Annotated in this window: 28 protein-coding genes, 4 tRNA genes and 2 pseudogenes; 13 read left to right on the plus strand and 21 right to left on the minus strand. The window is 59.3% G+C overall.

Features of this window, described 5'->3' with window-relative positions:
- Positions 1 to 99 precede the first annotated feature (99 nt).
- Positions 100 to 561: a helix-turn-helix domain-containing protein gene (locus PspR76_RS20260; protein WP_159958144.1), complete on the plus strand. Its 462-nt coding sequence runs from the start codon at positions 100 to 102 to the stop codon at positions 559 to 561.
- Positions 562 to 991: 430 nt separating this feature from the next.
- Positions 992 to 1,318: pseudogene (locus PspR76_RS20265) on the plus strand (endonuclease); the annotation flags it as partial.
- Between the two features lie 31 nt (positions 1,319 to 1,349).
- Here PspR76_RS20265 and PspR76_RS20270 read toward each other — a convergent pair.
- The gene (locus PspR76_RS20270) at positions 1,350 to 1,715 is read right to left on the minus strand and encodes an SPOR domain-containing protein (RefSeq protein ID WP_159961554.1); all 366 of its coding nucleotides are present in this window, start codon (positions 1,713 to 1,715) and stop codon (positions 1,350 to 1,352) included.
- A gap of 262 nt (positions 1,716 to 1,977) precedes the next feature.
- On the opposite strand from PspR76_RS20270, the gene csrA reads away from it, so the two are divergent.
- From csrA to PspR76_RS20285, 3 genes are all read left to right on the plus strand, one after another.
- Complete coding sequence (csrA, locus tag PspR76_RS20275) at positions 1,978 to 2,172, plus strand: carbon storage regulator CsrA (RefSeq protein WP_003192511.1); 195 nt, start codon at positions 1,978 to 1,980, stop codon at positions 2,170 to 2,172.
- A 206-nt stretch (positions 2,173 to 2,378) separates the two neighbouring features.
- The gene (locus PspR76_RS20280) at positions 2,379 to 2,642 is read left to right on the plus strand and encodes a hypothetical protein (RefSeq protein WP_159958146.1); all 264 of its coding nucleotides are present in this window, start codon (positions 2,379 to 2,381) and stop codon (positions 2,640 to 2,642) included.
- Between the two features lie 93 nt (positions 2,643 to 2,735).
- The gene (locus PspR76_RS20285) at positions 2,736 to 3,032 is read left to right on the plus strand and encodes a hypothetical protein (RefSeq protein ID WP_159958148.1); all 297 of its coding nucleotides are present in this window, start codon (positions 2,736 to 2,738) and stop codon (positions 3,030 to 3,032) included.
- 19 nt (positions 3,033 to 3,051) lie between these two features.
- Here PspR76_RS20285 and PspR76_RS20290 read toward each other — a convergent pair whose 3' ends face one another.
- Positions 3,052 to 3,729 carry an HAD-IA family hydrolase gene (locus PspR76_RS20290; protein ID WP_159958150.1) on the minus strand — a complete coding sequence of 226 codons (678 nt, stop codon included), beginning with the start codon at positions 3,727 to 3,729 and terminating at the stop codon, positions 3,052 to 3,054.
- A 218-nt stretch (positions 3,730 to 3,947) separates the two neighbouring features.
- Here PspR76_RS20290 and PspR76_RS20295 point away from each other — a divergent pair, with 218 nt between their 5' ends.
- The 4 genes from PspR76_RS20295 (at position 3,948) to PspR76_RS20310 (ending at position 7,201) form a co-directional block, all read left to right on the plus strand.
- The gene (locus PspR76_RS20295; protein ID WP_159958152.1) at positions 3,948 to 4,718 is read left to right on the plus strand and encodes an alpha/beta fold hydrolase; all 771 of its coding nucleotides are present in this window, start codon (positions 3,948 to 3,950) and stop codon (positions 4,716 to 4,718) included.
- 111 nt (positions 4,719 to 4,829) lie between these two features.
- Complete coding sequence (locus tag PspR76_RS20300; protein WP_159958154.1) at positions 4,830 to 5,090, plus strand: DUF2790 domain-containing protein; 261 nt, start codon at positions 4,830 to 4,832, stop codon at positions 5,088 to 5,090.
- Between the two features lie 42 nt (positions 5,091 to 5,132).
- Complete coding sequence (locus tag PspR76_RS20305) at positions 5,133 to 5,804, plus strand: heavy metal response regulator transcription factor (protein ID WP_159958156.1); 672 nt, start codon at positions 5,133 to 5,135, stop codon at positions 5,802 to 5,804.
- Positions 5,801 to 7,201 carry a heavy metal sensor histidine kinase gene (locus PspR76_RS20310; RefSeq protein WP_159958158.1) on the plus strand — a complete coding sequence of 467 codons (1,401 nt, stop codon included), beginning with the start codon at positions 5,801 to 5,803 and terminating at the stop codon, positions 7,199 to 7,201. Before PspR76_RS20305 ends, PspR76_RS20310 begins: the two co-directional genes overlap by 4 nt.
- A gap of 88 nt (positions 7,202 to 7,289) precedes the next feature.
- On the opposite strand, the gene pcp is transcribed toward PspR76_RS20310, so the two are convergent.
- The 4 genes from pcp to PspR76_RS20330 all read right to left on the minus strand — a co-directional run bounded on the left by pcp (position 7,290) and on the right by PspR76_RS20330 (position 10,257).
- Entirely contained in the window at positions 7,290 to 7,931 is a 642-nt protein-coding gene (gene pcp / locus PspR76_RS20315) for a pyroglutamyl-peptidase I (RefSeq protein WP_159958160.1), read from the minus strand.
- A gap of 7 nt (positions 7,932 to 7,938) precedes the next feature.
- Complete coding sequence (locus PspR76_RS20320) at positions 7,939 to 8,889, minus strand: DUF979 domain-containing protein (protein ID WP_159958162.1); 951 nt, start codon at positions 8,887 to 8,889, stop codon at positions 7,939 to 7,941.
- Complete coding sequence (locus PspR76_RS20325) at positions 8,886 to 9,602, minus strand: DUF969 domain-containing protein (protein ID WP_159958164.1); 717 nt, start codon at positions 9,600 to 9,602, stop codon at positions 8,886 to 8,888. Before PspR76_RS20325 ends, PspR76_RS20320 begins: the two co-directional genes overlap by 4 nt.
- Before the next feature lie 241 nt (positions 9,603 to 9,843).
- Positions 9,844 to 10,257, minus strand: coding sequence for a GNAT family N-acetyltransferase (locus PspR76_RS20330; RefSeq protein ID WP_159958166.1), 414 nt, complete (start codon positions 10,255 to 10,257; stop codon positions 9,844 to 9,846).
- A 230-nt stretch (positions 10,258 to 10,487) separates the two neighbouring features.
- Between PspR76_RS20330 and PspR76_RS20335 the strand changes: the two genes are divergently transcribed.
- Both PspR76_RS20335 and PspR76_RS31515 read left to right on the plus strand, forming a co-directional pair.
- Positions 10,488 to 11,876, plus strand: a complete 1,389-nt coding sequence (locus PspR76_RS20335; RefSeq protein WP_159958168.1) for a DHA2 family efflux MFS transporter permease subunit — start codon at positions 10,488 to 10,490, stop codon at positions 11,874 to 11,876.
- A gap of 450 nt (positions 11,877 to 12,326) precedes the next feature.
- Positions 12,327 to 12,461 (plus strand): annotated as a pseudogene (locus PspR76_RS31515) (tyrosine-type recombinase/integrase); the annotation flags it as partial.
- Here PspR76_RS31515 and PspR76_RS20345 read toward each other — a convergent pair.
- Both PspR76_RS20345 and PspR76_RS31450 read right to left on the minus strand, forming a co-directional pair.
- Positions 12,443 to 12,880 carry a GNAT family N-acetyltransferase gene (locus PspR76_RS20345; RefSeq protein WP_159958170.1) on the minus strand — a complete coding sequence of 146 codons (438 nt, stop codon included), beginning with the start codon at positions 12,878 to 12,880 and terminating at the stop codon, positions 12,443 to 12,445. The pseudogene PspR76_RS31515 and the gene PspR76_RS20345 overlap by 19 nt on opposite strands.
- A gap of 369 nt (positions 12,881 to 13,249) precedes the next feature.
- Positions 13,250 to 13,384 carry a hypothetical protein gene (locus PspR76_RS31450; protein ID WP_257792517.1) on the minus strand — a complete coding sequence of 45 codons (135 nt, stop codon included), beginning with the start codon at positions 13,382 to 13,384 and terminating at the stop codon, positions 13,250 to 13,252.
- 212 nt (positions 13,385 to 13,596) lie between these two features.
- Between PspR76_RS31450 and PspR76_RS20350 the strand changes: the two genes are divergently transcribed.
- On the plus strand, positions 13,597 to 14,157 hold the full coding sequence (locus tag PspR76_RS20350; protein ID WP_159958172.1) for a fasciclin domain-containing protein: 561 nt from the start codon (positions 13,597 to 13,599) through the stop codon (positions 14,155 to 14,157).
- Between the two features lie 170 nt (positions 14,158 to 14,327).
- On the opposite strand, the gene PspR76_RS20355 is transcribed toward PspR76_RS20350, so the two are convergent.
- Positions 14,328 to 14,404: transfer RNA gene (locus tag PspR76_RS20355), tRNA-Val, on the minus strand.
- Positions 14,405 to 14,588: 184 nt separating this feature from the next.
- On the opposite strand from PspR76_RS20355, the gene PspR76_RS20360 reads away from it, so the two are divergent.
- The gene (locus PspR76_RS20360) at positions 14,589 to 15,872 is read left to right on the plus strand and encodes an NAD(P)/FAD-dependent oxidoreductase (protein WP_159958174.1); all 1,284 of its coding nucleotides are present in this window, start codon (positions 14,589 to 14,591) and stop codon (positions 15,870 to 15,872) included.
- A gap of 161 nt (positions 15,873 to 16,033) precedes the next feature.
- On the opposite strand, the gene PspR76_RS20365 is transcribed toward PspR76_RS20360, so the two are convergent.
- From PspR76_RS20365 to truA, 12 genes are all read right to left on the minus strand, one after another.
- Positions 16,034 to 16,110: transfer RNA gene (locus PspR76_RS20365), tRNA-Asp, on the minus strand.
- 105 nt (positions 16,111 to 16,215) lie between these two features.
- A tRNA-Asp gene (locus PspR76_RS20370) sits at positions 16,216 to 16,292 on the minus strand.
- A gap of 55 nt (positions 16,293 to 16,347) precedes the next feature.
- Positions 16,348 to 16,423: transfer RNA gene (locus PspR76_RS20375), tRNA-Val, on the minus strand.
- A gap of 107 nt (positions 16,424 to 16,530) precedes the next feature.
- Positions 16,531 to 17,295 carry an SDR family oxidoreductase gene (locus PspR76_RS20380; protein ID WP_078827012.1) on the minus strand — a complete coding sequence of 255 codons (765 nt, stop codon included), beginning with the start codon at positions 17,293 to 17,295 and terminating at the stop codon, positions 16,531 to 16,533.
- 11 nt (positions 17,296 to 17,306) lie between these two features.
- Positions 17,307 to 18,518 carry an O-succinylhomoserine sulfhydrylase gene (locus tag PspR76_RS20385; RefSeq protein ID WP_010566994.1) on the minus strand — a complete coding sequence of 404 codons (1,212 nt, stop codon included), beginning with the start codon at positions 18,516 to 18,518 and terminating at the stop codon, positions 17,307 to 17,309.
- A gap of 65 nt (positions 18,519 to 18,583) precedes the next feature.
- Positions 18,584 to 20,089, minus strand: a complete 1,506-nt coding sequence (purF, locus tag PspR76_RS20390) for an amidophosphoribosyltransferase (RefSeq protein ID WP_058426877.1) — start codon at positions 20,087 to 20,089, stop codon at positions 18,584 to 18,586.
- 41 nt (positions 20,090 to 20,130) lie between these two features.
- Positions 20,131 to 20,688, minus strand: a complete 558-nt coding sequence (locus tag PspR76_RS20395) for a CvpA family protein (RefSeq protein ID WP_003192538.1) — start codon at positions 20,686 to 20,688, stop codon at positions 20,131 to 20,133.
- A 257-nt stretch (positions 20,689 to 20,945) separates the two neighbouring features.
- Positions 20,946 to 21,605 (minus strand): SPOR domain-containing protein, encoded by a 660-nt coding sequence (locus tag PspR76_RS20400; RefSeq protein WP_159958176.1) that lies wholly within the window; start codon positions 21,603 to 21,605, stop codon positions 20,946 to 20,948.
- Complete coding sequence (folC, locus tag PspR76_RS20405; RefSeq protein WP_159958178.1) at positions 21,589 to 22,896, minus strand: bifunctional tetrahydrofolate synthase/dihydrofolate synthase; 1,308 nt, start codon at positions 22,894 to 22,896, stop codon at positions 21,589 to 21,591. The genes PspR76_RS20400 and folC overlap by 17 nt, the downstream gene beginning before the upstream one ends.
- Entirely contained in the window at positions 22,893 to 23,813 is a 921-nt protein-coding gene (gene accD, locus PspR76_RS20410; protein WP_159958180.1) for an acetyl-CoA carboxylase, carboxyltransferase subunit beta, read from the minus strand. The genes folC and accD overlap by 4 nt, the downstream gene beginning before the upstream one ends.
- A gap of 245 nt (positions 23,814 to 24,058) precedes the next feature.
- A complete protein-coding gene (locus PspR76_RS20415; RefSeq protein WP_159958182.1) occupies positions 24,059 to 24,691 on the minus strand; it encodes a phosphoribosylanthranilate isomerase in 633 nt (210 codons plus the stop codon).
- Positions 24,692 to 24,755: 64 nt separating this feature from the next.
- Positions 24,756 to 25,580 (minus strand): tRNA pseudouridine(38-40) synthase TruA, encoded by an 825-nt coding sequence (gene truA, locus PspR76_RS20420; RefSeq protein ID WP_159961557.1) that lies wholly within the window; start codon positions 25,578 to 25,580, stop codon positions 24,756 to 24,758.
- Positions 25,581 to 25,733 lie beyond the last annotated feature (153 nt).

A 25,733-nucleotide genomic window follows, 5' to 3' on the forward strand; every position in this document is an offset into this window, starting at 1 on the left:
AAAGCGCCTTCAGGAGCAAAGCGCCACTTATACAAATATATATGTTTGTGTGGCGGCAGGCAAACACGGCATACCGTCTGCTTTTATGGGGATCATTGGATGTCTCTGCGCCACTCCTACGCGGCAGTGCTTCGACTGCTACGCACTCAGAAAGGGCTGCTCCAGGCAAACCTCGCTGGCTCACTGACGCAAGCAAACATAAGTAGCCTCGAACTCGCCAAGAATTCAGCCACAGTCGATATGAGCGTTCAGATCGCTGCTGCCCTCAAAGTAGAGCCCATCACTCTTCTCGCACTTGCTGTCGCATCTCACGAAAAACGCACAGTGCGTGAGGTTCTCCTGGCTTCTCTGGCCGAAGTCGAAACCCTGAGTCTCGCAGACGTGCAACTGCCCACCGAACCTCAGCCTTTGACAACAGCAGTGGTCAAAGAGGCCCGCAAAAAATGGCTGGCGGTTCAGGATCTGAAAGCACGAGGATTCAGTCAGTCGCAGGCCGCAAAGGAGCTTGGAATTCCGGGTTCCACCTTGCGCCGGCTTTGGAATCGAAAATCTGACGGCTGAGTTTCTGTTTGTTAGATGATGGTGGAATCAGTAGCCGCTTCACCATCATTTCCTCAGGAACGAATAGGGGCATCGTCAGGTTGCGTCGACCGAAACTCGCATTCTCATCAGGTGGAATTGGGGACATTTTCAGGCGACGTAGGCAGGGTTCACTTAGATAAATCTGTGCGGACGGAGTGGAATGCGCTGGCAGAGATATGAACAGATGCGGGAGTCGGATGGGCTAATTTTTGAACGGACGTACATCCGTATCCGAATACAGCCCTACCGTTCGTCGGATATAAATTCGGCTGCGCTGAAGGGTCAAAATGTCAACGTTGACATGATTTTGGTGATTTAAATGACACGTTAAACCCGACTAAAACCATTGATTTTCCAAGGTTTTATGTATTCTCAGTAAAAATGTCAATGCGGTGTCTTATCGGATAAGCAAGTCAATGGCGACCGTAACAACTTCAGTTTTGGCTGGCTGCCGGTTCAACGTGGGCAGTACGGTTCGTGCCTGACCCAGGTGGACTTCAAGGCCAAGAAGGTCATGCCGCGCCCATCCATTCGCGGGATGATCGCCCGCACGTATTTCTATATGAGCAAACAGTACGGCTTGCGCCTGTCAAAACAGGATAGGCAACTGTATGAAGCCTGGAACAAGACTTACCCGGTGCAAGCCTGGGAGCGCCAGCGCAACCAGACCGTAGCGTGCGTGATGGGGCGCGGGAATGAGTTTGTCGGCCCGGTAAACCTTAAGGCCTGCGGTTGAAAATGGGCGGGACACCCGCCCAACTTGCCGGTTACTGCGCAGTCTTGTGCTCGATGACCTGCGACTCGGTGTCGTTCTTCTTGGCGCGTGCCAGTTTTTCGGTCAACAACGCCTGCTTGGCTTCGGCTTCGGCCTTACTGGCGAACGGCCCCAGCAATACCTGATCCTTGCCGTCTTCCTTCACGATATAAAAATTGAAACCATGCTCCAGCAACCAGGCGGTCAGGTCGGTGATCGCCTGCAGCTTGTGGTCCGGCGGCCCAACCCACACGTCCCATTCCTGGGCGGCAATCGCACCGGTTTGTGGCTGGCTTTCAGTCACGGCAGGCTTGGCCTTGGGCGCTTCGACAGGTTTGCCTTCACCGCAACCGGCCAATGCCAACACCGCCATTGCCATCGCTACTTTACGCACTGCCCTGCTCCTTTAAGGATAAAGAGGCAACTTTATCATTCACTGTCTATTCTGGCCGTCATAAACGTTGGCTTAAACAATGCGAATGATGTATCGCAGACCTGTATGATGCCGTCATGGGAATTAATGTCGCCTCTATGCGTCCTAAAAGAGGCAGTCACAGGGAAGCGCTTAGCAGTAAGCTACACACATCCGACATCTGCCCTGTCTGAAACATGTGTCCTTAAAAGTAATCAAGGAGAAGTCCATGCTTATACTCACCCGCAAAGTCGGTGAAAGCATAAACATCGGTGATGACATCACGATCACCATTCTGGGCGTTAGCGGCCAGCAAGTACGAATCGGCATCAACGCACCCAAGGACGTTGCCGTGCATCGCGAGGAGATTTACCAGCGCATCCAGGCCGGCCTGACTGCTCCGGACAAAAACCAGACTCCTTGAAGCGCCCTCAGTAGCCAGCCTTTTCGTTCACTGTAACGGCTGGCGAAGACCCTTTAGGCCTGTTCGCTCTTTTGCGTCCAGAGCGTCGCTCTCTTCATCTTCCACGCAAGATGAAACTGTCTTCACATTCGGAACTTGTCGCGTGGTGTACAGCCAAAATGGTTGAGCCATTCTGCCGACAACTGAGCGCACTCAGGAGTACGTCGATGAGGCGCACCTCTATGCAACACTTTGTCGCCTATTCCTGGGTGATCGCCCTGCTGATCGGGCTGGCGTTTGCCGGCGTGGAATATGGCTTGAGATACGAAATTGAAGGTGCCACCGCCTGGGATGCGCCCTCCTGGCTGGACCTGGTGCTGCTGTTGTGCGGTTACCTGTTTGTGTTCTGCCTCAAGCCCATACAGACGATCATCCAACGCAAAATGTGCCAGCGAGCCGGTCACCTTACGCATCGCAAATCTGCGGGTTAATGGGCGGCAATACACTATCTGATCGCCGGTATTTACAGCCTCACAGCAAGATCTATGCTTGGGCGTGCACGATCAATGAAAGGCAATAAGCAGATGGATGCCCTCAGTAAATCCGAAATCGAATCTGCACTGGCGGCCCGTCTGCCCAGCTACAAGATCACCTGCACGCTGCATGCTGACGGCACCCTTTCAGCCATCCTGAGCGGCCCCGAAACCGACCATTTCGCGATTACCGGCATCGTGCGCGCACATTATCGCGGCGCCGAAGCGATTGCCCGGCTGGCCAATGAGATCCTCAGGGAAATGGTGATGTCCCGCCAGGGCATGCGCAGTAACCGACAGCAAGCGTCACCCGATCACGACGCCAGGGAAGAAGGCCGAGACCGGTAACGCGCTCGGCTTTTTCGTTTCAGTCCGCCACGCGGTGCAAACTCAACAGGCCGTCATCATCGCGCTCGACCTGCAGCTGCTCATAGCCATCGATCGATGCATGTGCCGTAGCCATGGGCTTCAGGTGCGTCGAGGTCACCACCACCACCGCTGCTCCCGCCGCCTCCCCGGCCCGAATTCCCACCGTCGCATCCTCGAACACCAGGCAGTCCTGCACGGGTACACCCAGGCGTTGTGCACCCAGCACATAACCGGCGGGGTCCGGTTTGCCGATAGCGACATCCTCGGCCGTGACCAGCACCTGCGGCGGCGAAATACCCGCCGCTTGCAACCGGCGTAATGCCAGCTCCTTGGGTGCAGACGTCACCAACGCCCATTGACTGCCGGGCAACCGGTTCAGGAATTCAACCGCGCCGGGAATCGCAACCACACCCTCGACATCATTCAACTCAGCCTCGGTAATCCACTGCGCTTCAACCTCAGGGTCGACGTCGGGGAGCGCCTGACGGGTGATGGTGTCGATGGCCCGCGCGCCATGAATTGTGCTCAGAAAGGCCGGCACATCCAGGCCATGGCGTTCAGCCCAAATACTCCACACCCGCTCGGCAGCGGCGATGGAGTTGAGCAAGGTCCCGTCCATATCGAATAGAAAGGCGCGGAAGCGTTGGGTAAATGCGGCGGGGCCTGAAATGGACACTGCTTGGCTTTCCTTGTGATCGGTAACAAATGCTGACCCCGATGCAATCTACGGATCCCCTTCCCACTTGTAAACGCTGCGCACCGATCCCCATGCGCTTGCATTACAACCTTGTAATCAAGCTGTAAGTCTTGTCAGCACCCTCACTTCATACAGTGGAGTCGTCAGTCACCCACAGCGGTTGACGCCACTTCCCACAGATGAAAAGGGTCCACCCGATGAAACCTGCAAGCAAACTCTGCCTGATCGCCGCCAGCCTGCTGATGCTGGGCACCGCCACCGCGATGGCCGGCACCGTCGCACCGGTCAAAGCCAATAACGTTGTGCTGGTCCACGGTTCCTGGGCTGACGGTTCGAGCTGGTCCGAAGTGATCACCCGGCTTCAGGCCGCCGGCCTGCACGTCACCGCTGTGCAGAACCCGCTGACATCGGTAGCCGATGACGTCGCCGCGACCAATCGCGTGCTGGATCAACAGGACGGTCCTACGGTGCTGGTCGGCCATTCCTACGCTGGCACCGTGGTCAGCGACGCCGGGGTGAACCCGAAGGTCAGCGCTTTGGTGTACGTGGCCGCCCGTGCGCCGGACGCCAACGAAGACTTCGTCGCGCTCTCCGCCAAGTACCCGACCATGCCGGTGCGTGCCGGCGTGGAAGATCACGACGGCTACCTGACCCTGAGCCAGGACGCCTTCCTCAAGTACTTTGCCGCCGATGTGCCGCGCGCCAAAGCCCTGGAGTTGTACGCCGTGCAACAACCGATCACCAAGACCCTGTTCAGCGGCCGTACGGTGAACGCCGCCTGGCACACCAAACCGTCCTGGTACGCGGTGTCGAGCAATGACCAGACCATCAACCCGGACCTGGAACGCTTTCTCGCCAAGCGCATGAACGCCAGCACCATCGAGCTGCCATCGAGCCACTTGTCGCTGGTGTCCCACGCCAAGGAAATCACCGACCTGATCCTCGAAGCGTCGGGTCGCCAGCCTTAAGCCATTCATTACGAACTTGTCATGATCCTGTTGGTTGGCTGTTTGGGGCGCCTGGTTACTGTGAACTCACTGCCAGGACCTGGCAGCCGACCCTTAAAGAGAGCTACTACCATGAAACTGTTTATCCTGGGTTTTGCCGCTTTGCTGGCTACCGGTTCCGCGTTTGCCGCCGACACCACAGCTGCCACTAACGTGATTCACGACAAAACCGGCTTCTTCGTGCACTTGGATGTCGACAAAGTGCTGTCGAGCACCGACACCTATGGCCAATGCGGCATCGTCCCTGCCCGCCTCGACTACCTGGACCACCAGGGCCGCGAACACGTGCTGGACTACCAAGTGCAAGGCATCGGCTGCGCCAGTGACAATTGATCGGGCTACACTTGCGCCACACCTAGCATCAGGGCTCCTCCCATGAACATCCTCGTAGTCGAAGACGAACCCAAGGCCGGCAATTACCTGCTCAACGGTCTGCAGGAATTGGGTTACTCCGTGAGCCTTGCCCGCGATGGCGTGGACGGTTTGCACCAGGCGCTGGAAACACCATTCGACGTCATTGTGCTGGATGTGATGATGCCGAAAATGGACGGTTGGGAGGTGCTGCGCCGCTTGCGCAAAGAAGCCGATACGCCGGTGCTGTTCCTGACCGCTCGCGACGACATTGCTGATCGCATCAAGGGCCTGGAACTGGGTGCCGATGATTACCTGATCAAACCGTTCTCTTTCGCCGAGCTGGTGGCGCGCTTGCGCACCCTGACCCGCCGCGGCCCGAGCCGCGAAGAAGAACAGCTGCACATCGCCGACCTGCAAATCGACGTGCTCAAGCGCCGCGTCACCCGCGCCGGTACGCGCATCACCCTGACCAATAAAGAGTTCGCGCTGCTGCACTTGTTTGCGACCCATCAAGACCAAGTGCTGTCACGCTCGATGATCGCCTCGCGGGTCTGGGACATGAACTTCGACAGCGACACCAATGTGGTCGACGTCGCCGTACGGCGCCTGCGCCTGAAAATCGACGACCCGTTCCAGCTCAAGTTGATCCACAGCGTGCGCGGCATTGGCTACCGCTTCGATACCCAGCCATGAACAATCGCCGGCATTACTCACTGACCCTGCGCCTGGCGCTGATCTTCGCCTTGCTCGCCTTCGCCCTGCTGGCCACGCTGGGGGTCGCGCTGTATCGCGAGCTTGAGCGCGAACTGATCAAGCGTGACGATGCGGCACTGATCTATCGCGCCGACCAGTTGCGCAACCTGCTCAATGACAGCAACACCCTGGACCTGATCAAGACCAAGCCGGAGCTGTTCCAGAACATGCTGGGCAACAGCGAGTCGGTGCTGAGCATCGCGGCGCCGGGGCAAAAGCCGTTGCTGCTGGTCAACCCGGGCAACATTGACATGCCGAACGTGACGCCCGTACCAAAAAACCAAGCGCTGGGGTTTTCCGATGTGCACCATTTACCCGGCGTAAATGGCGTGCCCTTCGCCACTGTCGCCGCATCCATCGATACCGGCGACCTGGGCAGCCTGCAAGTCACCACCGGGCGCTTGATGACCGAGCGCACCGCCATGCTCGCCAGCTATCGCTTGAGTGTGTTTGTGCTGGCCAGCATCGCGGCAGTCATCCTCGCCCTGGTCGGTTACCTGCTGGTGCACCGTGGGCTGCTGCCGCTGCGGCGCCTGGCCAGGCACGCCCAGGGCATCGGCGTAGGCAACCTGGCCGAACGCCTCGACAGCCACGGTACGCCGAAAGAACTGCTGCCAATGATCGACTCGTTCAACACCATGCTCGAGCGCCTGGCCAAGGGTTTTGTGCAACTGGGCCAGGTGTCTACCGACATGGCTCACGAACTGCGTACGCCGATCAACAACCTGCTGGGCGAAACCCAAGTCGCCCTGCAACAGCACCGCAGCATCGAGAGCTATCAACAATTACTCGCCTCCAATGTTGAAGAGCTCGAGCGCCTGGCGCGGATGCTCGACAACATGCTGTTCCTCGCCCGCACCGACCCGGTCAGCGCGCTGCGCCAACGCCAGGAACTGAGTGCGGCGGATGAAGTGGAACGTATGGCTGACTACTTTGAAGGGTTGGCGAGCGATGTGCAGATCAGCATTCTTGCGCAGGGCGAAGGCGTGATCTGGGCCGAACCGATGCTGTTGCGCCGGGCGCTGGCAAACCTGTGTGCCAACGCCATCAAGTACGGCGCGCCGAGTTCGCAGCTGTTGATCCAGGCGACGCCCACTGCTGAAGGCATCAGGCTGAGTGTCAGCAACCGCGGCGAGACCATTCCTGCCGAGCATCTGCCCAGGCTGTTCGAGCGGTTTTATCGGGTGGATGAGTCGCGGGAACGTTCGGCGCAGTCCAATGGATTGGGGCTGTCGATTGTCGCGACCATCATGCAGTTGCATAACGGTCGCTACAGCGTCACCAGTGAAGAAGGCGTGACATGTTTTGAGTTGTTCTTTCCTCGGCGGGAACACTGAGAGCGCCCGGCCCGAACCTTGGTTTTGCAAAAAAATTGTCTGTCACCACTGGGCCGCTTTCCCTTCGGTTCTTCGTTCCCAGGCGAGGTCAGCTGACCTGCCCTCCGGTTTGCGCGATGTCCACTTGCGTGCCCCAAGCCGCCTGAACCGCAACCCGTAAACCTTTAACCAATGTCTCCAATGCCATCGAAGGCTGCGCCACGCCAGTGACCTGTTCCGGCATGGGGGGCACATGGATAAAACCACTGCGTATTGCCGTACCGGCAAGTGCGTGCTGCAACAGGTAAAACACCTGGTTACACACGAAGGTTCCCGCCGTCTGCGAAACCGACGCTGCAACCCCCGCCTCGCGCACGGCCTTGACCATGGCCTTGATCGGCAACGTGCTGAAATAGGCTGCCGGCCCGCCGGCCACCACCGCCGTGTCTACAGGTTGCGCGCCCAGGTTGTCGGGGATACGTGCATCATTCACGTTGATCGCCACCCGCTCCATGGATAAATCACTGCGCCCAGGCCCGAGCCCCGTGGCGATGACCATCACCGGACGCAGCTCGGCGATCAGCTCGGCCAGGCACTCCCCCGCCGTGGCAAACGCGCAGGGCAGGCGACGCGCCACAATTTGCACATCCTCGGCCAGTTGCACGCCATCCAACTGGCGTGCGGCCTCCCAGGATGGGTTGATCAGGTCTTGGTCAAAGGGCTCGAAGCCCGTCAGCAGTACTGTTTGCATCCGGTCCTCACATCAACAGATAAAGCAGGACAATATTCACCACCAGCATCATCAACGCCGTCGGAATTTGCGCCTTGATCACCGCATTTTTGTCCGGCAGTTCCAGCAACGCCGCCGGGACGATATTGAAGTTGGCCGCCATCGGCGTCATCAGCGTACCGCAATAGCCGGAGAACATGCCGATCGCCGCCATCACCGCCGGGTTACCGCCATAGATGCCCACCAGCACCGGCACGCCGACACCTCCGGTCATGACCGGGAATGCCGCAAAACCGTTACCCATGATCACCGTAAACAAGGCCATGCCCAACACATAGACCATTACCGCCACCAACTTGAAATCCAGGTTGATATAGGTGGTGGTGACATGAGCGACAGCCGTGCCGACTCCAGCTTCATTGAACAGCAGCCCGAGCATCGCCAGCATTTGCGGCAACACCATGGCCCAACCCAGGGCCTCGGTCAGGCGCCGGGACTCGCGCAAGGCTTGTACCGGTGTGTCGCGGGTCAGCCAGCACGCCAGGCCGAGGGCGATCAGGCAACCAATGCCCAACGACACAAAGGTGGTGTTTTTCGGGTCCAGCAGCGGCACGCCGCCGATTTCGGTGTGTTTGAGCAGTACCGAACCAATCACCGTGGTCAGGGGAATGGCCAGCGCCGGGATAAACAATTTGTGCCCCAAACGACCGGCACTCGCGCGAGACGCTTTGTCATGCAATTCGGCATGTTTGCCGCGGCCGACGCCGCCCAAGCCTGCAATCAATGCCATCACCACCACACCGGCACCGATAACCACCGACGGCAAGCGCTCCCCGACCAGGAACGGAATAGCGAACAGCAGCCAGAACAACGCGGTCGACCAGCGCTTCGGGTGGGTTCGATCGAGCAGGATCATGCCCGCAGTAATCAGCAGCAAAACACCGGCAAGCCAATACAGGTATTGAATCGAGATGATCATTGCGCTGCCTCCACAGGCGTGGCGGCGGATGTCATTTCACGCGTGAGTCTTCGATCAAACCGATGCAGGCGAATCGCATGGATGATAAACGCACAGATCGCCGTCGGGATGCCCCACACCGCAATGTGCAACGGTTCCACGTCAATGCCCGAGCCCAGCAGGAAGGTGTGCATCAGCGCAATCGCACCAAAGGCGACAAAGATGTCTTCGCCAAAAAACAGCCCGACGTTATCGGTCGCCGCGCACATGGCCAATACTTTGTGGCGTAGTTTGTCCGGCAGCTTGCCGTAGCGTTTTTCCGCCGCCCCTTCGGCCATCGGCGCCAGCAGCGGCCGCACCATTTGCGGGTGCCCGCCCAGGCTGGTCAGCCCCATGGCCGCCGTGGACTCGCGCACAAACAGGTAGATGATCAACAAACGTCCGACCGTGGCGCGCTCGAAACGCGCTATCCAGTTTTGCGCATGCAGACGCAGACCATGGCGCTCGAGCAGGCCAATGACCGCCAGGGGCAATAACAGGATCAGTTGCAGCGCGCGGGTCTGAAGGAAACCATCACCCATGCTGGCGAGGATTTTTTCCAACGGGAAGTGGGCGGCGAGCCCGGTAGCGATGGCGGCAGCAGTCACCACCAACAGCGGATTGAAGCGCAAGACGAAGCCAACCACGATGACAAGTACGCCGATCAACGGCCATAGGTTCACAACAGTTTGCATGACGATGAGGTCCTTGAATGCGCGCTGCGGCGCCATTACGGCAGGATGTGAACAACGAGTTCACAGCATGAAAATAGCGTGCAGCCCGGCGCGGCTTTTATTGTTGACCTGGAAGGTCGAGCGTCAGTGGCGGCAACTTTGCTGCTTGGGGCCGGGGGGTGTCCAACAAGAAAAATTGTTGCTGCAAACCAATAAATTTTGTGGGTGATTGGCGCCAGGTGATCCGGCGCCGTGCGGGGATTCAAGCCAGACGCTTTTGGAAAAAATAGCGTTGGTGGCCCGCAGGGTAGTCAGCGATATGACCCACCTCGCTGAAGCCTTGCTTTCGATAAAATTCCGGCGCCTGGAAGCTGAACGTATCCAGCCAGATCCCGATGCAGCCCTTTTGCCGAGCTAACGCCTCGGCGGCGCGCATCAAACGCCTACCGGTACCTTGGGCGCGCATCTCTTGCGGAACGCTCAGGAGTTCAACGAACAACCATCCTAAAGAAATGCTCCCATAGAGCCCGCCTACCACCGCTCGACTGGTCGAATCACGTAACAAAATGCCGACCGATTCAAACTTGATGTCACCGATATGGCGGGTGTTGTAAGCCCTCAACGGTTTGAGGATGTCCTCACGCTCCTGCGCCGTCACATCGAACGACACTTCCATTTCACATTCCACTTCAAGCTCCCAGGCTGAATTCAATGACCCGTGAGTATGACTGGCTCACTCTGGCTTGCGCAGCGGCATAATCCGACGTTTTGGAAGAGCCTGACTTAGGCGCGTCGACCCAAACGTGCGAGCACAGGACTGAGCCGGTATTGTGGACAGCAATCGATTTTCATTGAAAAGAGGTGGCACTGGTGACTTCTTCCGCTACACCCATCTCAGGCGTGCAAATGCGTTTGATCGCTCTGGTGGTCGCCGTGACTTTTTTCATGGAGAACCTCGACGCCACGGTGATCGCCACCGCTCTGCCGACCATGGCAGCCGCCTTTGGGGTAACACCGGTGGACATGAACATCGGCATCACGGCCTACATTCTGGCCGTGGCGATTTTCATCCCGGCGTCCAGCTGGATTGCTGACCGCTTTGGCGCACGCCAGGTGTTCGCTGGCGCGATCATCGTGTTTACCCTGGCGTCGCTGCTCTGCGGGTTTAGCCAGAGCCTTGAGATGTTCGTGATCGCGCGGGTGCTGCAAGGCATCGGCGGGGCGCTGATGGTGCCCGTGGGGCGCCTGGCGGTGCTGCGTAATACCGACAAGAAAGACCTGGTGAACATGATTGCGGTGATCACCTGGCCCGGCTTGGTGGCACCGATTCTTGGGCCATTGGTGGGTGGCTTGATCGTGACCCATGCATCGTGGCCGTGGATTTTCTACGTGAACGTGCCGCTGGGCGCGCTGGCCCTGGTTGCCGCGCTGTGGCTTGTGCCCAAGGGCCGTGAGGCGAGCGTGCGCAAATTCGATGGCAAAGGCTTTGTGCTGTTGGCGAGCGCCTGCGTGGCACTGCTGGGCGGGCTGGAGTGGCTGGGCAACCAGACCAGTGAAACACTGCTGCCCGGTTTCGCGCTCGCGGCGGCAGGTGCAGCGCTTGCGGTATGGGCCGTGCAGCATTGCCGTCGGCATGCCGAACCGTTATTGCCGCTGCACACGCTGTCGATCGCGACATTCCGGGTCAGCATTTTGGGTGGTTCACTATTCCGCCTGGCCATCAGCGCCTTGCCGTTTTTGCTGCCGCTGTTGTTTCAGGTGGGCTTTGGTTTGTCGCCAGTGGATGCGGGGTTGTTGGTGCTGGCGGTATTTGCTGGCAACCTGGCCATGAAACCCTTCACGACAGCCATCATGCAGCGCTTTGGGTTTCGCCAGGTATTGCTCGTCAACGGCGTGATCGGCGTCAGCCTCGTTGCCGCCTGCGCCTTGTTTACCGCGCAAACGCCGCTGACGCTGATTGCGGCAGTGCTGTTTGTGGGCGGGCTATCGCGGTCGATGCAGTTCACCTGCTACAACTCGATTGGCTTCGCCGATGTGCCCAAGGCACGCATGAGTGAAGCATCCGCCCTATTCAGCATGGCGTTTCAACTGGCGATGGGCTTGGGCGTGTCGATTGCAGCACTGCTGCTGCGCGCGTCCATGGCTGCGCAAGGGCATGAGGCACACGCCAGCGCCGGGGATTTTCGGGTGGCGTTCGCAGGCGTGGCATTGCTTGGCGTGCTGGGGCTGATCGATGTGTATCGGTTGCCGGCGGGGGCCGGGGAAAGCGTGCTCAATCGCACCGGAGCGGCTTGACCGTGAAGAATCCTGTTCCAGACCTATACTCAATGGAGCGGTGCGCATTCTTGCGCATGGCGAACGGCACAATCGCCGACGAGGAGGGTAGCCACTATGTATGCCGGACAAATGAGTATGGCGACAACCAATGGTGAAATACGCTGCCAGATGGTTGTTCAGATCATCTGCCTGTTATCGGTGGCTACGCTGTTCTGCTGACCCGCGCGCCTCCTTTAGAGCAAGCCACACGGTGGCTGGATGAGCTATTGCCCGAATTCCAGGCAACAAAAAAAGGCTCACCTTTCGGTGAGCCCTTCTAGACCGCACAACAGAGCGGATTTTGTTTGGTAGGCGCGATTGGACTCGAACCAACGCCCCCCCCACCATGTCAAGAGCGACCCTGCTAAGCGCTAGGCCACGTAGCTTATGCCCTAAGAGAACGCCCATTCACATTATGAGGCGTCAACCATGGCTAACATTCGCTCCCTTCCCTCTGGTAACTGGAATGCTCAAGTTCGATTGAGAGCAAGCCCCCCGCAATCCAAAACATTCCCTACTCAAGCATTGGCTCAGGCATGGGCGGATCAGTCAGAGGCTGTCACCAATCGTTTCTGGAAAAAAAGGCGCCTATGTTGAGGGGGGAAATTATCGAGATGGCCGAACTCAGTGAACCCATGTCTTTCATAGAAGGCAGGCGCCTGGAAATCAAAGGTATCGAGCCAGATTCCGACGCAGCCTCTTTCAAGTGCAGTATTTTCCGCCATTTCCATCAGGCGTGAACCCGTACCTTGACCTCTAGACTGCTCGGGGATGGCTAGCAGCTCAATGAAGAGCCAGCGATAAAATATCTCACCATAAAGCCCCCCAATTATTTCGTTGGTGTGCTCATCGCGGACTAGCAGCGCTAGAGATTCCGGTTTTGGATCGCCTGCTTGTGCGCGATTGTGAGCCCGTAACGGCCTGAGGATAGCTGAGCGCTCCTCATCTCCAGGGTTGACCATCATTTCGATACGAGTACTCAATCGTCAATCCTTCAACTATTTGCAATTCTGTGGGTATGTGAAGACTTCAAGTGAGTCTCGAGCAGAGCGTACGGCGGCGGATCTTGCGATTACAAGAACCCCGCATATAAGGGATCAATTCATACGCCTCGTTAACTCACTGCATCGGCCGATGAATCGAGATGCCTTCGGGTTGCAGTGAAAACTCGCCCGAGCGCATCGTAAACACGCCGGATCGTTCCCTCTTTAGTTTGGCAGGACTGTAGCACTGCTGACCGGGTGCAAAAAACCAGCATGAGCTAGCTACAAGCGGTCGAAACTCCACTCTTCTAGGGTAATTCGTAAACCAAAACAGCTTCAGCCAGCTCGATGTCGCTGACTGAGCTCGTCTCATTCTGAGTACGCAAAACCAATCGATGAAACAATCGCTCCAAAGGCCGAAACCTTGACCGGACTGCCATCACCAGCGATTACGGGAAAACTGCACGGAACACCGAGCAACAGCACAACAATCAGTTTGCGCAAAACTCCACTCCTCGTGCGTGCATCATCCTTTAGGGACTGAATCTACAGTCTTCCTGTCCAGGCATCCAGCGTGGACGGAATGCCAGCGGCATCAAACAACAGGCGCAAGTCGCCCGTAAAAATTATTTCGTGAATTAGTGCATCCGGTTTGGTTTCTGGCTCGTAGATTCAATACCCTCACTCGGAGGGCATAAGAGCCAAGGAGATACACCATGCACGCTTTTTACAAAAAATTTGCTGCTGCAGCCTGCTTCGCGATCCTCTCCGTCACTGCCACGCTCAGCTTTGCCGCCGATGCAGTGATGGTCGGAGGGGCAGCGATGTACCCAAGCAAAACCATTGTCGAGAACGCGGTCAATTCGAAGGACCACACGACGCTGGTAGCTGCAGTCAAGGCTGCCGGATTGGTCGATACGCTTAACAGCAAAGGCCCTTTCACTGTATTCGCCCCAACGAACGAAGCCTTTGCCAAGCTGCCAGCAGGGACCGTCGATACACTGGTCAAGCCTGAACACAAAGCCGATCTGACTAAAATTCTGACCTACCACGTCGTGCCTGGCACTCACACATCGGCGCAACTGATGGCAGATGCCAAAAAGAACGGCGGCACCGTGGTGTTGAAAACAGTTCAAGGTGAATCGCTAAATATCAAGCTGCATGACGGCAAGCTGTGGGTGGTAGATGCCAAAGGCGGTAAGGCTGGCATCAGCATCGCAGACGTGATGCAGTCCAACGGCGTGATCCACGTTGTAGATTCGGTCTTAATGCCTTAATAGCTCGTCAGTCCCGGCAGACTCCCAGTTTGCCGGGTGTTTAAACACACAGGCGCCGAATTGGCGTTCTGAAGTGGGAGTTTTGCAAAAGTTTTGCAAATCGCAGACAACAAAAAAGGGCCCACCTTTCGGTGAACCCTTCTAGACCGCCCAGCAGAGCGGATTTTGTTTGGTAGGCGCGATTGGACTCGAACCAACGACCCCCACCATGTCAAGGTGGTGCTCTAACCAACTGAGCTACGTGCCTGCTGTGAGGCGGCATTCTACGGAATTCCGGAGGGGTGTCAACATCTTTTTTGCAGCTAACCCTATGAATATGCGAATTATTTATTTGCGACGGGTACACCCCGGATTTTCGGGTGGCTGGCAGGCAATTTTTAACTCAGGTAGGATCTGGGCACTCGTAAAAAATATAAAACAGAGGTTCCAGGATGGCGAACACCCCCTACCCCCAGTCGTATTACGCCGCGTCCGCGAATGCGGTTCCGCCTCGCCCGGTACTGCAAGGCGAAGTCGAAACCGATGCGTGCGTGATTGGCGCCGGCTACACCGGCCTTTCCAGCGCGCTGTTTTTGCTGGAAAACGGTTTTCGCGTCACCGTGCTGGAAGCTGCCAAGGTGGGGTTTGGCGCATCAGGCCGTAATGGTGGGCAGATCGTCAACAGCTACAGCCGCGATATAGATGTGATCGAGCGCAGTGTCGGTCCCAGGCAGGCGCAGTTGCTGGGGCAAATGGCATTTGAGGGCGGCAAGATCATTCGCGAGCGGGTGGCCAAGTATCAGATCCAGTGCGATTTGAAGGACGGCGGCGTGTTCGCTGCTCTCAACAGCAAGCACATGGGCCACCTGGAGTCGCAGAAGCGCCTGTGGGAACGTTATGGCCATACTCAGCTTGAGTTGCTGGATGAGCGTCGCATTCGCGAAGTGGTGGCCTGTGACAACTACGTCGGTGGCCTGCTGGACATGAGCGGCGGGCACATTCATCCGCTAAACCTGGCGCTGGGCGAAGCGGCTGCCGTGGAATCCCTGGGCGGCACGATCTACGAGCAATCGGCAGCAGTGCGCATTGAGCGCGGCGCCAATCCGGTGGTGCACACTGCCGAAGGCAAGGTCAGGGCCAAGTTCATCATCGTCGCGGGGAATGCCTACTTGGGCAACCTGGTGCCGGAGCTCGCAGCCAAATCGATGCCGTGCGGCACGCAGGTCATCACCACGGCACCGCTGGGCGATGAGCTGGCCAAGACGTTGCTGCCGCAGGATTACTGCGTCGAAGACTGCAACTACCTGCTCGACTACTACCGCCTCACCAGCGACAAGCGACTGATTTTCGGCGGCGGCGTGGTATATGGCGCGCGCGACCCGGCGAACATTGAGGCGATCATCCGTCCGAAGATGCTCAAGGCCTTCCCGCAGCTCAAGGATGTGAAAATCGATTACGCCTGGACCGGCAATTTCCTGCTGACCCTGTCGCGCCTGCCGCAGGTCGGGCGCCTGGGCGATAACATCTATTACTCGCAAGGCTGCAGCGGCCACGGCGTGACGTACACGCACCTGGCAGGCAAGGTACTGGCGGAGGCGTTAAGAGGTCAGGCAGAGCGTTTTGATGCGTTTGCCGACCTGCCGCACTACCCGTTCCCGGGCGGGCAATTGTTGCGCACGCCATTTGCCGCGCTGGGCGCGTGGTATTACGGGTTGCGGGATAAGTTGGGGTTCTGACCACAATCTAATTGTGGGAGCGGGCTTGCTCGCTCCCACATAAAGCCAAATCGCAGAAACAAAAAACCCCGGTCTTTCGACCAGGGTCTTTGCTATCGGATCAAAGTAAACCTGAGGCTTTCTTTGTGCTTCAAGGCGTTCAGTGGGCCTTGAGGCAGATATGGCGCAGCGGACGGGACTCGAACCCGCGACCCCCGGCGTGACAGGCCGGTATTCTAACCGACTGAACTACCGCTGCGTATCGCTTGACCAGTTGAGCGTAAACCCTCAACAGTCTTTAAACATCTGATCGATCAGCCTTGGCTGTTCAATCTCAAGCCCGACGTGTCGAACCTGGAAAATATGGCGCAGCGGACGGGACTCGAACCCGCGACCCCCGGCGTGACAGGCCGGTATTCTAACCGACTGAACTACCGCTGCGCGTCGGTGCAACCTTTAACGTTGCGTCTTGCCCTAAGGCAAAACTCTCAAGAAGTGGTGGGTGATGACGGGATCGAACCGCCGACCCTCTGCTTGTAAGGCAGATGCTCTCCCAGCTGAGCTAATCACCCTTTGCTTCGTTGAGGCCGCGAAATTTACGCAGGTAGCAGACCTAAGTCAATAGCCTGCTTGAAGTTTTTCTGAAAAAGACAAAATGGCTTCAAGACGGCTATCCGCCCTACTCGCTGTAAATCATCTTCTTGCTCATGCCACCGTCCACCACGAACTCCTGCCCGGTGACAAACCCCGCCTGACGCGACAGCAGCCACGCCACCATCGCCGCCACGTCCTCAACCGTGCCCACCCTGCCCGCCGGATGCTGGGCGTGGTCGGCATCGGTCAACGGCTCGGCACGCCGCGCGGCAGGATCCCGCGCATCGATCCAGCCAGGGCTGACGGCATTCACCCGCACCTCCGGCCCCAGGCTCATGGCCAAGGCGTGCGTCAGGGCCAGCAGGCCGCCCTTGCTCGCGGCATAGGCCTCGGTGTCGGGCTCCGACTGACGCGCCCGGGTCGACGCCAGGTTGACGATGGCACCGCCATGGGCACGCAGGTACGGCGCACAGTGCTTGGCCAGCAGCATCGGCCCACTGAGGTTCACCGCCAACACGCGGTTCCAATACGCCAGGTCGAGGCTTTCCAGGGTGATATTGCGCGGGTCAGCCACGGCCGCATTGCACACCAACGCATCCAAACGCCCGAATTGCCCCAGCACCTCGGCAACGCCCTGGGCGACTTGCTTCTCATCGGCAACGTCCATGGTGATAAACCAGGCGTTGTCGCCCAGCACCTTGGACACCTTGGAACCGCGCTCGCGGTCCAGGTCGGTCAACACCACCTGCCAGCCTTCGCTGATCAGCCACGCAGCAATTCCAAGGCCAATGCCCCGCGCGGCGCCGGTGACCAGTGCGACGCGGCCGTTACCGACCGCTGCAGCTTCCATGGACCACTCGATCACAAGGCCGCCAGCCCGCGGGCCAGGTCAGCCTGCAAGTCAGCCACATCTTCCAGGCCCACCGCGATGCGGATCAGGCTGTCACGGATGCCGGCCGCTTCACGCTCTTGCGGCGCCAGGCGGCCGTGGGACGTAGTGCTCGGGTGGGTGATGGTGGTCTTGCTGTCACCCAGGTTGGCAGTGATGGAAATCAGCCGCGTCGCATCGATAAAGCGCCAGGCGCCCTCTTTGCCGCCCTTCACTTCAAAGCTGACCACGGCGCCGAAACCGCGCTGCTGGCGCTGGGCCAACTCGTGTTGCGGATGGCTCTTGAGGCCGGCGTAGTGGACCTTCTCGATACCGTCCTGCTGCTCCAGCCACTCGGCCAGTGCCTGGGCGTTGGCGCAATGGGCTTTCATCCGCAGGCTGAGGGTTTCCAGGCCCTTGAGGAAGATCCACGCGTTGAACGGGCTCAGGGTCGGGCCGGCAGTGCGCAGGAAACCCACCACTTCTTTCATTTGTTCGCTACGCCCGGCAACCACACCGCCCATGCAACGGCCCTGGCCGTCGATGAACTTGGTGGCCGAGTGCACAACAATGTCCGCGCCCAGCTTCAACGGTTGCTGCAACGCGGGCGTGCAGAAGCAGTTGTCGACCACCAGCATCGCGCCCTTGGCGTGCGCCACTTCGGACAATGCGGCGATATCCACCAATTCGGCCAATGGGTTGGACGGCGATTCGACGAACAACAGCTTGGTATTGGCCTTGATCGCCGCATCCCAGCCGGACAAATCCGCCAGGGGCACGTAGTCCACTTCAATACCGAAGCGCTTGAAATACTTCTCGAACAAGCTGATGGTCGAACCGAACACGCTGCGCGACACCAGCACGTGGTCGCCAGCGCTGCACAGGCTCATGACCACCGCGAGGATGGCGGCCATGCCGGTTGCCGTGGCCACCGCCTGCTCAGCGCCTTCCAGTGCCGCGATGCGCTCTTCGAATGCTCGCACGGTCGGGTTGGTGTAGCGCGAATAGACGTTGCCCGGCACTTCACCGGCAAAGCGCGCGGCGGCGTCGGCGGCGGTGCGAAACACATAGCTGGAGGTGAAGAACATCGGGTCACCATGTTCACCTTCCGGGGTGCGGTGCTGGCCGGCGCGCACAGCCAGGGTATCGAAAGCTACGCCATCGAGGTCGCTGTCCAAGCGACCGGCATCCCATTCCTGACTCATGCTGCGACTCCTTACTCAATTCTTTATTTAAGATACAAAACCGGCCCCTCAGGGCCGGTGTTTACTCAGTTGTTGTACAGGTCGATGATCGCGCTGACCGCCTGGGTCTTGATCTTCGACGAGTCATTACGCGCCTGCTCGATCTTGTTCAGGTAAGCCTCGTCGACATCACCGGTCACGTATTTGCCATCGAACACCGCGCAGTCGAACTGCTCGATCTTGATCTTGCCACCGCCCACCGCTTCGATCAGGTCAGGCAGGTCCTGATAGATCAGCCAGTCGGCACCGATCAGGTCGGCCACGTCCTGGGTGGAACGGTTGTGAGCGATCAGTTCGTGAGCGCTCGGCATGTCGATACCGTACACGTTCGGGTAACGCACGGCAGGTGCTGCGGAACAGAAATACACGTTCTTCGCACCGGCTTCGCGGGCCATCTGGATGATCTGCTTGCACGTGGTGCCACGCACGATGGAGTCATCCACCAACATCACGTTCTTGCCGCGGAACTCAAGCTCAATGGCGTTGAGCTTCTGGCGTACCGACTTCTTGCGCGCCGCCTGGCCCGGCATGATGAAGGTACGGCCGATGTAACGGTTTTTGACGAAGCCTTCGCGGAACTTGACGCCCAAGTGGTTAGCCAGCTCCAGCGCAGCGGTACGGCTGGTGTCCGGGATCGGGATCACAACGTCGATGTCGTGCTCTGGACGTTCACGCAGGATCTTCTCGGCGAGCTTCTCACCCATGCGCAGACGCGCCTTGTACACCGAAACGCCGTCGATGATCGAATCCGGACGCGCCAGGTAGACGTGTTCGAAGATGCACGGGGTAAGTTTCGGCGCCACCGCGCACTGGCGGGTGTGCAGCTTGCCATCTTCGGTGATGTACACCGCTTCGCCCGGCGCGAGGTCGCGGATCAGGGTAAAACCCAGCACGTCCAGGGACACGCTTTCGGAAGCGATCATGTACTCGACGCCTTCGTCGGTGTGACGCTGGCCGAACACGATCGGGCGGATGCCGTGCGGGTCACGGAAACCAACGATGCCGTACCCGGTAACCATGGCCACAACCGCGTAACCACCGACGCAACGGTTGTGCACGTCAGTCACGGCAGCGAACACGTCTTCTTCGGTCGGCTGCAGCTTGCCGCGCTGGGCCAGCTCGTGAGCGAACACGTTGAGCAGCACTTCCGAGTCGGAACTGGTGTTGACGTGGCGCAGGTCAGATTCGTAAATCTCCTTGGCCAGCTGTTCAACGTTGGTCAGGTTACCGTTATGCGCCAGGGTGATGCCGTAAGGCGAGTTGACGTAGAACGGTTGAGCTTCGGCCGAGGTCGAGCTACCGGCAGTCGGGTAACGCACATGGCCAATACCCATGTGCCCGACGAGGCGCTGCATGTGACGCTGATGGAACACGTCACGTACCAGGCCATTGTCCTTGCGCAGGAATAACCGGCCGTCGTGGCTGGTCACAATACCGGCAGCGTCCTGGCCGCGGTGCTGGAGGACGGTTAGCGCGTCATACAGCGCCTGATTCACGTTCGACTTACCGACGATACCGACGATGCCACACATGCGACGCAACCCCTACTTAATGAATCTTGACTGAACACAACTTACTGAGGCGTTTTGGCCGGTAAGAGGTGCTCCTTGAACGGAAGATCAGCGGGTACGCTGATTCCGCTGGCCAGCCACTGACTGCTCCACCCCAAAATGAGGTTTTTGGACCAGTCTGCAACCAATAGAAATTTTGGCACGAGTACCGACTCCTGCCACCACGAATCCTGCTGTACCGGCCCCAGGCTCAACAGCCCGACCGCCACAACCACCAGCAGCGCGCCACGCGCGGCGCCGAAGGCCATGCCGAGAAATCGATCGGTCCCGGAGAGGCCGGTGACACGTATCAACTCGCCAATAAGATAATTGACCATTGCCCCCACCAGCAGCGTGGCGATGAACATGATGGCGCAGCCCGCAATGACGCGAGCCGAAGGTGTTTCGATGTACCCGGCCAGGTAAACCGACAGTGAACCACCGAACATCCAGGCTACGACTCCTGCGATGATCCAGGTCAGCAACGACAGTGCTTCTTTTACGAAGCCGCGGCTTAGACTGATCAAAGCGGAGATGGCGACGATTGCAACGATCGCCCAATCAACCCAGGTAAATGGCACAGTGCAGCCTACGTACGGATAAGGCGGCGCATTTTAGCAGAGCGTCGGGCTATCGGTAAGCTGTGATTGCGGGTGCTTTGCAAATCAATGAGTTGTGCAGGGCGAACGCCCTTTTAAGACCACCAAAAACCAATGTGGGAGCTGGCTTGCCTGCGATGAGGCAGGCCCACCCAACATCACTGTTGACTGAGCCACCGCTATCGCAGGCAAGCCAGCTCCCACATTTGGCCTGTATTCCAATCAGAAGCTGGCGGTATTCAACCGCGCTCAGGCTGGAAACGCACCACAAACCCATTCAGGTTCTGCTGGCGACCCAGCAAGTCCCGCAGGCGATCCGCCTCGGCGCGCTCGATCAGCGGCCCGATAAATACGCGGTTCTTGCCATCGGCACTGCGGATATAGGCGTTATAACCTTGAGTGCGCAGCTTTTTCTGCAAGGCTTCGGCGCTTTCGCGATTGGCCAGGCTGGCAAGCTGGATCGACCAAGTGATCGGCAAGCCGTTCGGGTCGATGCGGCTTTGGCCCACGTCCGGCTTACCTGGCGCGGCTGGCTGCGGCGCGACCGGCTTGGGCGCAGGCGCTGGCGCAGCAGGCTTGGCAGCCACAACTGGCGCAGCTGGAGCCGGCTTGACCACCGGAACACTCGGTTGCACGGGCTGAGTCGGCGCCTGTTGCTGGGCGACTTCCTCGTCGGCCGGCACTGGCTCTTGCGGCAACGCCTGCGGTTCAGGCACTACCACCGGCTCAACTTGAACCTGAGGCACCGTCGGCGCCTGGGGCGCAGCGGGCGCCTCGACGACTACCTGGCGCTGCTCGTCCTGGCGGGAAAACAGCATCGGCAAAAAAATCACCGCCAACGCCACCAACACCAGGGCTCCAACCATTCGCTGCTTGTATGCGCTATCCAGTAATGCCATGTGCAGCTTCCTCCGTGGAGCGCCGGGCCAACCACTCTAGCGCCTCGGCAACACAATAAAATGATCCGAACAACAGAATCTCGTCCTCGGCCGTGGCCACCGCACACTGGGCTTCAAGCGCGGCGGTGACGCTTGCATACGACGCCACCGATGCACCAAGGTTCTGCAAGGCCACTTCCAACTCGGCGGCCGGGCGGCTGCGCGGCGTGTCCAGCGGCGCAACGGCCCATGATTGGACATCGCCGAGCAACGGCGCAACCACGCCGTCCAGGTCTTTATCGGCCAGCAGCCCGAACACCGCCAGGCGACGCCCGGCCGGAGGCGTACGCGACAGGCGTTGCGCCAGGTATTCGGCGGCGTGAGGGTTGTGCCCCACATCCAGCAGCAGGTTCAGGCGCTTGCCCTCCCACTCGAAGGTGCGACGATCCAGACGCCCCACCACCCGAGTCGCCAGCAAGGTGGCAGCAATCTGCTCGGCCTGCCAGGGCAGATCCCACAGCAGGTAGGCTTGCAGCGCGAGCGCAGCGTTCTCCATCGGCAGGTTCAGCAGCGGCAGGTCACGCAATTCGACCACCTGGCCACGTGCATCACGCCCGCGCCATTGCCAATGCTGAGTGCCAATTTCGAGATTGAATTCACGACCACGCAGGAAAAACGCGCAATCCAGCTCACGCACCTTGTCGAGCAAGGGTTGCGGTGGGTCCAGGTCACCACACAGCGCAGGCTTGCCCTGGCGGAAGATCCCGGCCTTTTCATAGGCCACCGACTCACGGGTGTTGCCCAGATAGTCAGCGTGGTCAACGCCAATGCTGGTGACCAGTGCCATGTCGGCATCCACGACGTTGACCGTGTCCAGACGCCCACCCAGGCCGACTTCGAGGACGACCACGTCCAATTGCGCACGCTCGAACAACCAGAACGCCGCCAGGGTGCCCATCTCGAAATAAGTCAGGGAAACCTCGCCGCGCCCCACATCCAGGGCAGCGAAGGCTTCGCAGAGTTGCGCGTCAGTGGCTTCGACGCCATTGAGCTGCACCCGCTCGTTATAACGCAGCAGGTGCGGGGAATTGTAGACGCCCACTTTCAGCCCTTGGGCCTGCAGCAGCGCCGCCACAAAGGCACAGGTAGAGCCTTTGCCGTTGGTGCCGGTCACCGTGATCACTCGCGGCGCCGGCCGGCCCAACCCAAGGCGGGCCGCTACCTGTTGCGAGCGCTCCAGGCCCATGTCGATGGCTGACGGATGCAACTGCTCAAGGTAGGCGAGCCATTCGCCAAGGGTACGTTGGGTCATAGGTTTGCAGGCACCGGCGGCACGACGATCGGCTCGATTTTAGGCGCGACGTACACAGGTGTCGGCAGGCCCATCATTTGCGCCAGCAGGCTGCCCAGGCGTGGGCGCAGCTCGCCACGGGCGATGATCATGTCGATGGCACCGTGCTCCAGCAGGAACTCGCTGCGCTGGAAGCCTTCCGGCAGTTTTTCGCGCACGGTCTGCTCGATCACGCGTGGGCCGGCAAAGCCGATCAGGGCTTTTGGCTCGCCGACGATCACATCACCCAGCATTGCCAGGCTGGCGGAAACGCCGCCGTAGACCGGGTCGGTCAGCACGGAGATGAACGGGATACCTTCTTCGCGCAGGCGCGCCAGTACCGCGGAGGTCTTGGCCATTTGCATCAGGGAAATCAAGGCTTCCTGCATGCGCGCGCCACCGGAGGCGGCGAAGCAGATCATCGGGCAACGGTTTTCCAGGGCGTAGTTGGCGGCACGTACAAAACGCTCACCGACGATGGCGCCCATGGAGCCGCCCATGAAGGAGAACTCAAACGCCGACACCACCACTGGCATGCCCAGCAGCTTGCCGCTGACGGAAATCAGCGCGTCTTTCTCGCCGGTCTGCTTCTGCGCAGCGGTCAGGCGGTCCTTGTACTTCTTGCCGTCGCGGAACTTGAGACGGTCAACCGGCTCCAGGTCAGCGCCCAGTTCGGCGCGGCCATCGGCGTCAAGGAAGATGTCGATGCGGGCGCGGGCGCCGATACGCATGTGGTGGTTGCACTTGGGGCAAACGTCCAGGGTCTTTTCCAGCTCGGGGCGGTACAGCACCGCATCGCAGGATGGGCACTTGTGCCACAGACCTTCAGGAACCGAGCTTTTCTTCACCTCGGAACGCATGATCGAAGGGATCAGTTTGTCTACTAACCAGTTGCTCATGCTTTCTTTCTCCAGTACCGGTGGCTTGAACACAGCCCCGCGTATGCCCTTGAGCTAAATTCATATGTGGCGATGACACAAGCTGGACGGGGTCAGACGTTCGACCGGCCATTTCCTACCTGTATCCTCAGCCTTCCAGACAACCTGCCAGCGCAGGGTTGCCACTTCATTTCCGGGCCTCCCGCAGGCGGCGCCGGTGCTGTTTTACACAGTGGTAGTTACTGACGGCGGCAGACTGCCAGCCGTCACATCGCACCGCTGCTGTTGCGCACGGCCTGCATGAATGCGCGAATCTTGTGGTGATCCTTGATGCCCTTGCCCTGCTCCACCCCACCGCTGACGTCCACGGCATAGGGCCTGACCTGCTCGATGGCCGCCCCGACATTCGTAGGGTTGAGCCCACCCGCCAGGATGATCGGCTTGCTCAGCCCCTCGGGAATCAACGACCAGTCAAACGCCTCGCCCGTGCCACCGGGAACGCCTTCGACATAGGTGTCCAGCAGAATCCCGCGAGCGCCGGTGTAGGCCGCGCACGCGGCGGCGATGTCATCCCCGGCCTTGACGCGCAACGCCTTGATATATGGGCGTTGATAGCTTTCACATTCGTCAGGGCTTTCGTCGCCGTGAAACTGCAGCATGTCGAGCTGTACGGCATCCAGGGTTTCGTTGAGTTCACAGCGGCTGGCGTTGACGAACAAGCCTACGGTAGTCACGAACGGCGGCAGCGCGGCGATGATCGCCCGCGCCTGCAGCACATTCACCGCCCGCGGGCTCTTGGCGTAGAACACGAAACCAATCGCATCCGCCCCCGCCTCGACTGCCGCCAGCGCGTCTTCTATGCGGGTAATCCCGCAAATCTTGCTGCGAACGGCTGGCATGTCGTAAAAACCTCAGGGGTTGAACCGAGAAAGTCCCGGATGGTAACAAAAGCTTTTCCGGGCGTCAGCCGCCAAGTTCGCTGAAACCTGTGAGGAAGTGTGGCCCGATGAAGCGATCCGGCAATTCGAACTCGTCGCGGTACTCCACATCCACCAGGTATAGGCCGAACGGATGCGCAGTAACGCCGCCGGTACGGCGAATGCGGCTTTCCAGCACTTCCCTGGCCCACTCCACCGGCCGTTCGCCGGTGCCGATGGTCATCAACACGCCAGCAATGTTGCGCACCATATGGTGCAGGAAGGCGCCGGCACGGATATCCAGCACGATCATTTTGCCGTGACGGGTCACCCGCAGGTGATGGACTTCCTTGATCGGCGACTTGGCCTGGCACTGGCCGGCACGGAAGGCACTGAAGTCATGCACGCCGACCAAATGCTGCGCGGCCTCGGCCATGCGCTCGGCATCCAGTGGGCGGTGGTTCCAAGTGATTTCTTGATTGAGGTGCGCCGGTCGGATCTGATCGTTGTAGATCACGTAGCGGTAGCGACGGGCGATGGCCTTGAAGCGCGCATGAAAATGCGCGGGCATGACCTTGGCCCAGGTGACACTGACGTCATGGGGCAAATTGATATTGGCGCCCATCACCCAGGCTTTCATCGTGCGCTCGGCCTGAGTGTCAAAGTGCACTACCTGGCCACAGGCGTGCACACCGGCGTCGGTACGCCCGGCACACATCAGCGACACCGGCGAGTCGGCGACCTTCGACAGCGCGTTTTCGAGGGTTTCCTGCACTGTCAGCACGCCGGAAGCCTGGCGCTGCCAGCCACGGTAGCGCGAGCCTTTGTATTCCACGCCCAGGGCGATGCGGTTAAAGCCTGCGGCCGCCATTTCGGCGGCCGCGTTATCTATATTTGCCAAGAACTGAGAGCCCGATGAGTTGCGCAAAGGCGGCCATTATAAAGGCGGCAGCCGTAGGTGGGGCGCTTTTGTTGTGGCCATGTGAAGGCCTGATGTGTGGGAGCTGGCTTGCCTGCGATTGCA

Source organism: Pseudomonas sp. R76 (genome assembly GCF_009834565.1).
Classification (GTDB): Bacteria; Pseudomonadota; Gammaproteobacteria; order Pseudomonadales; family Pseudomonadaceae; genus Aquipseudomonas.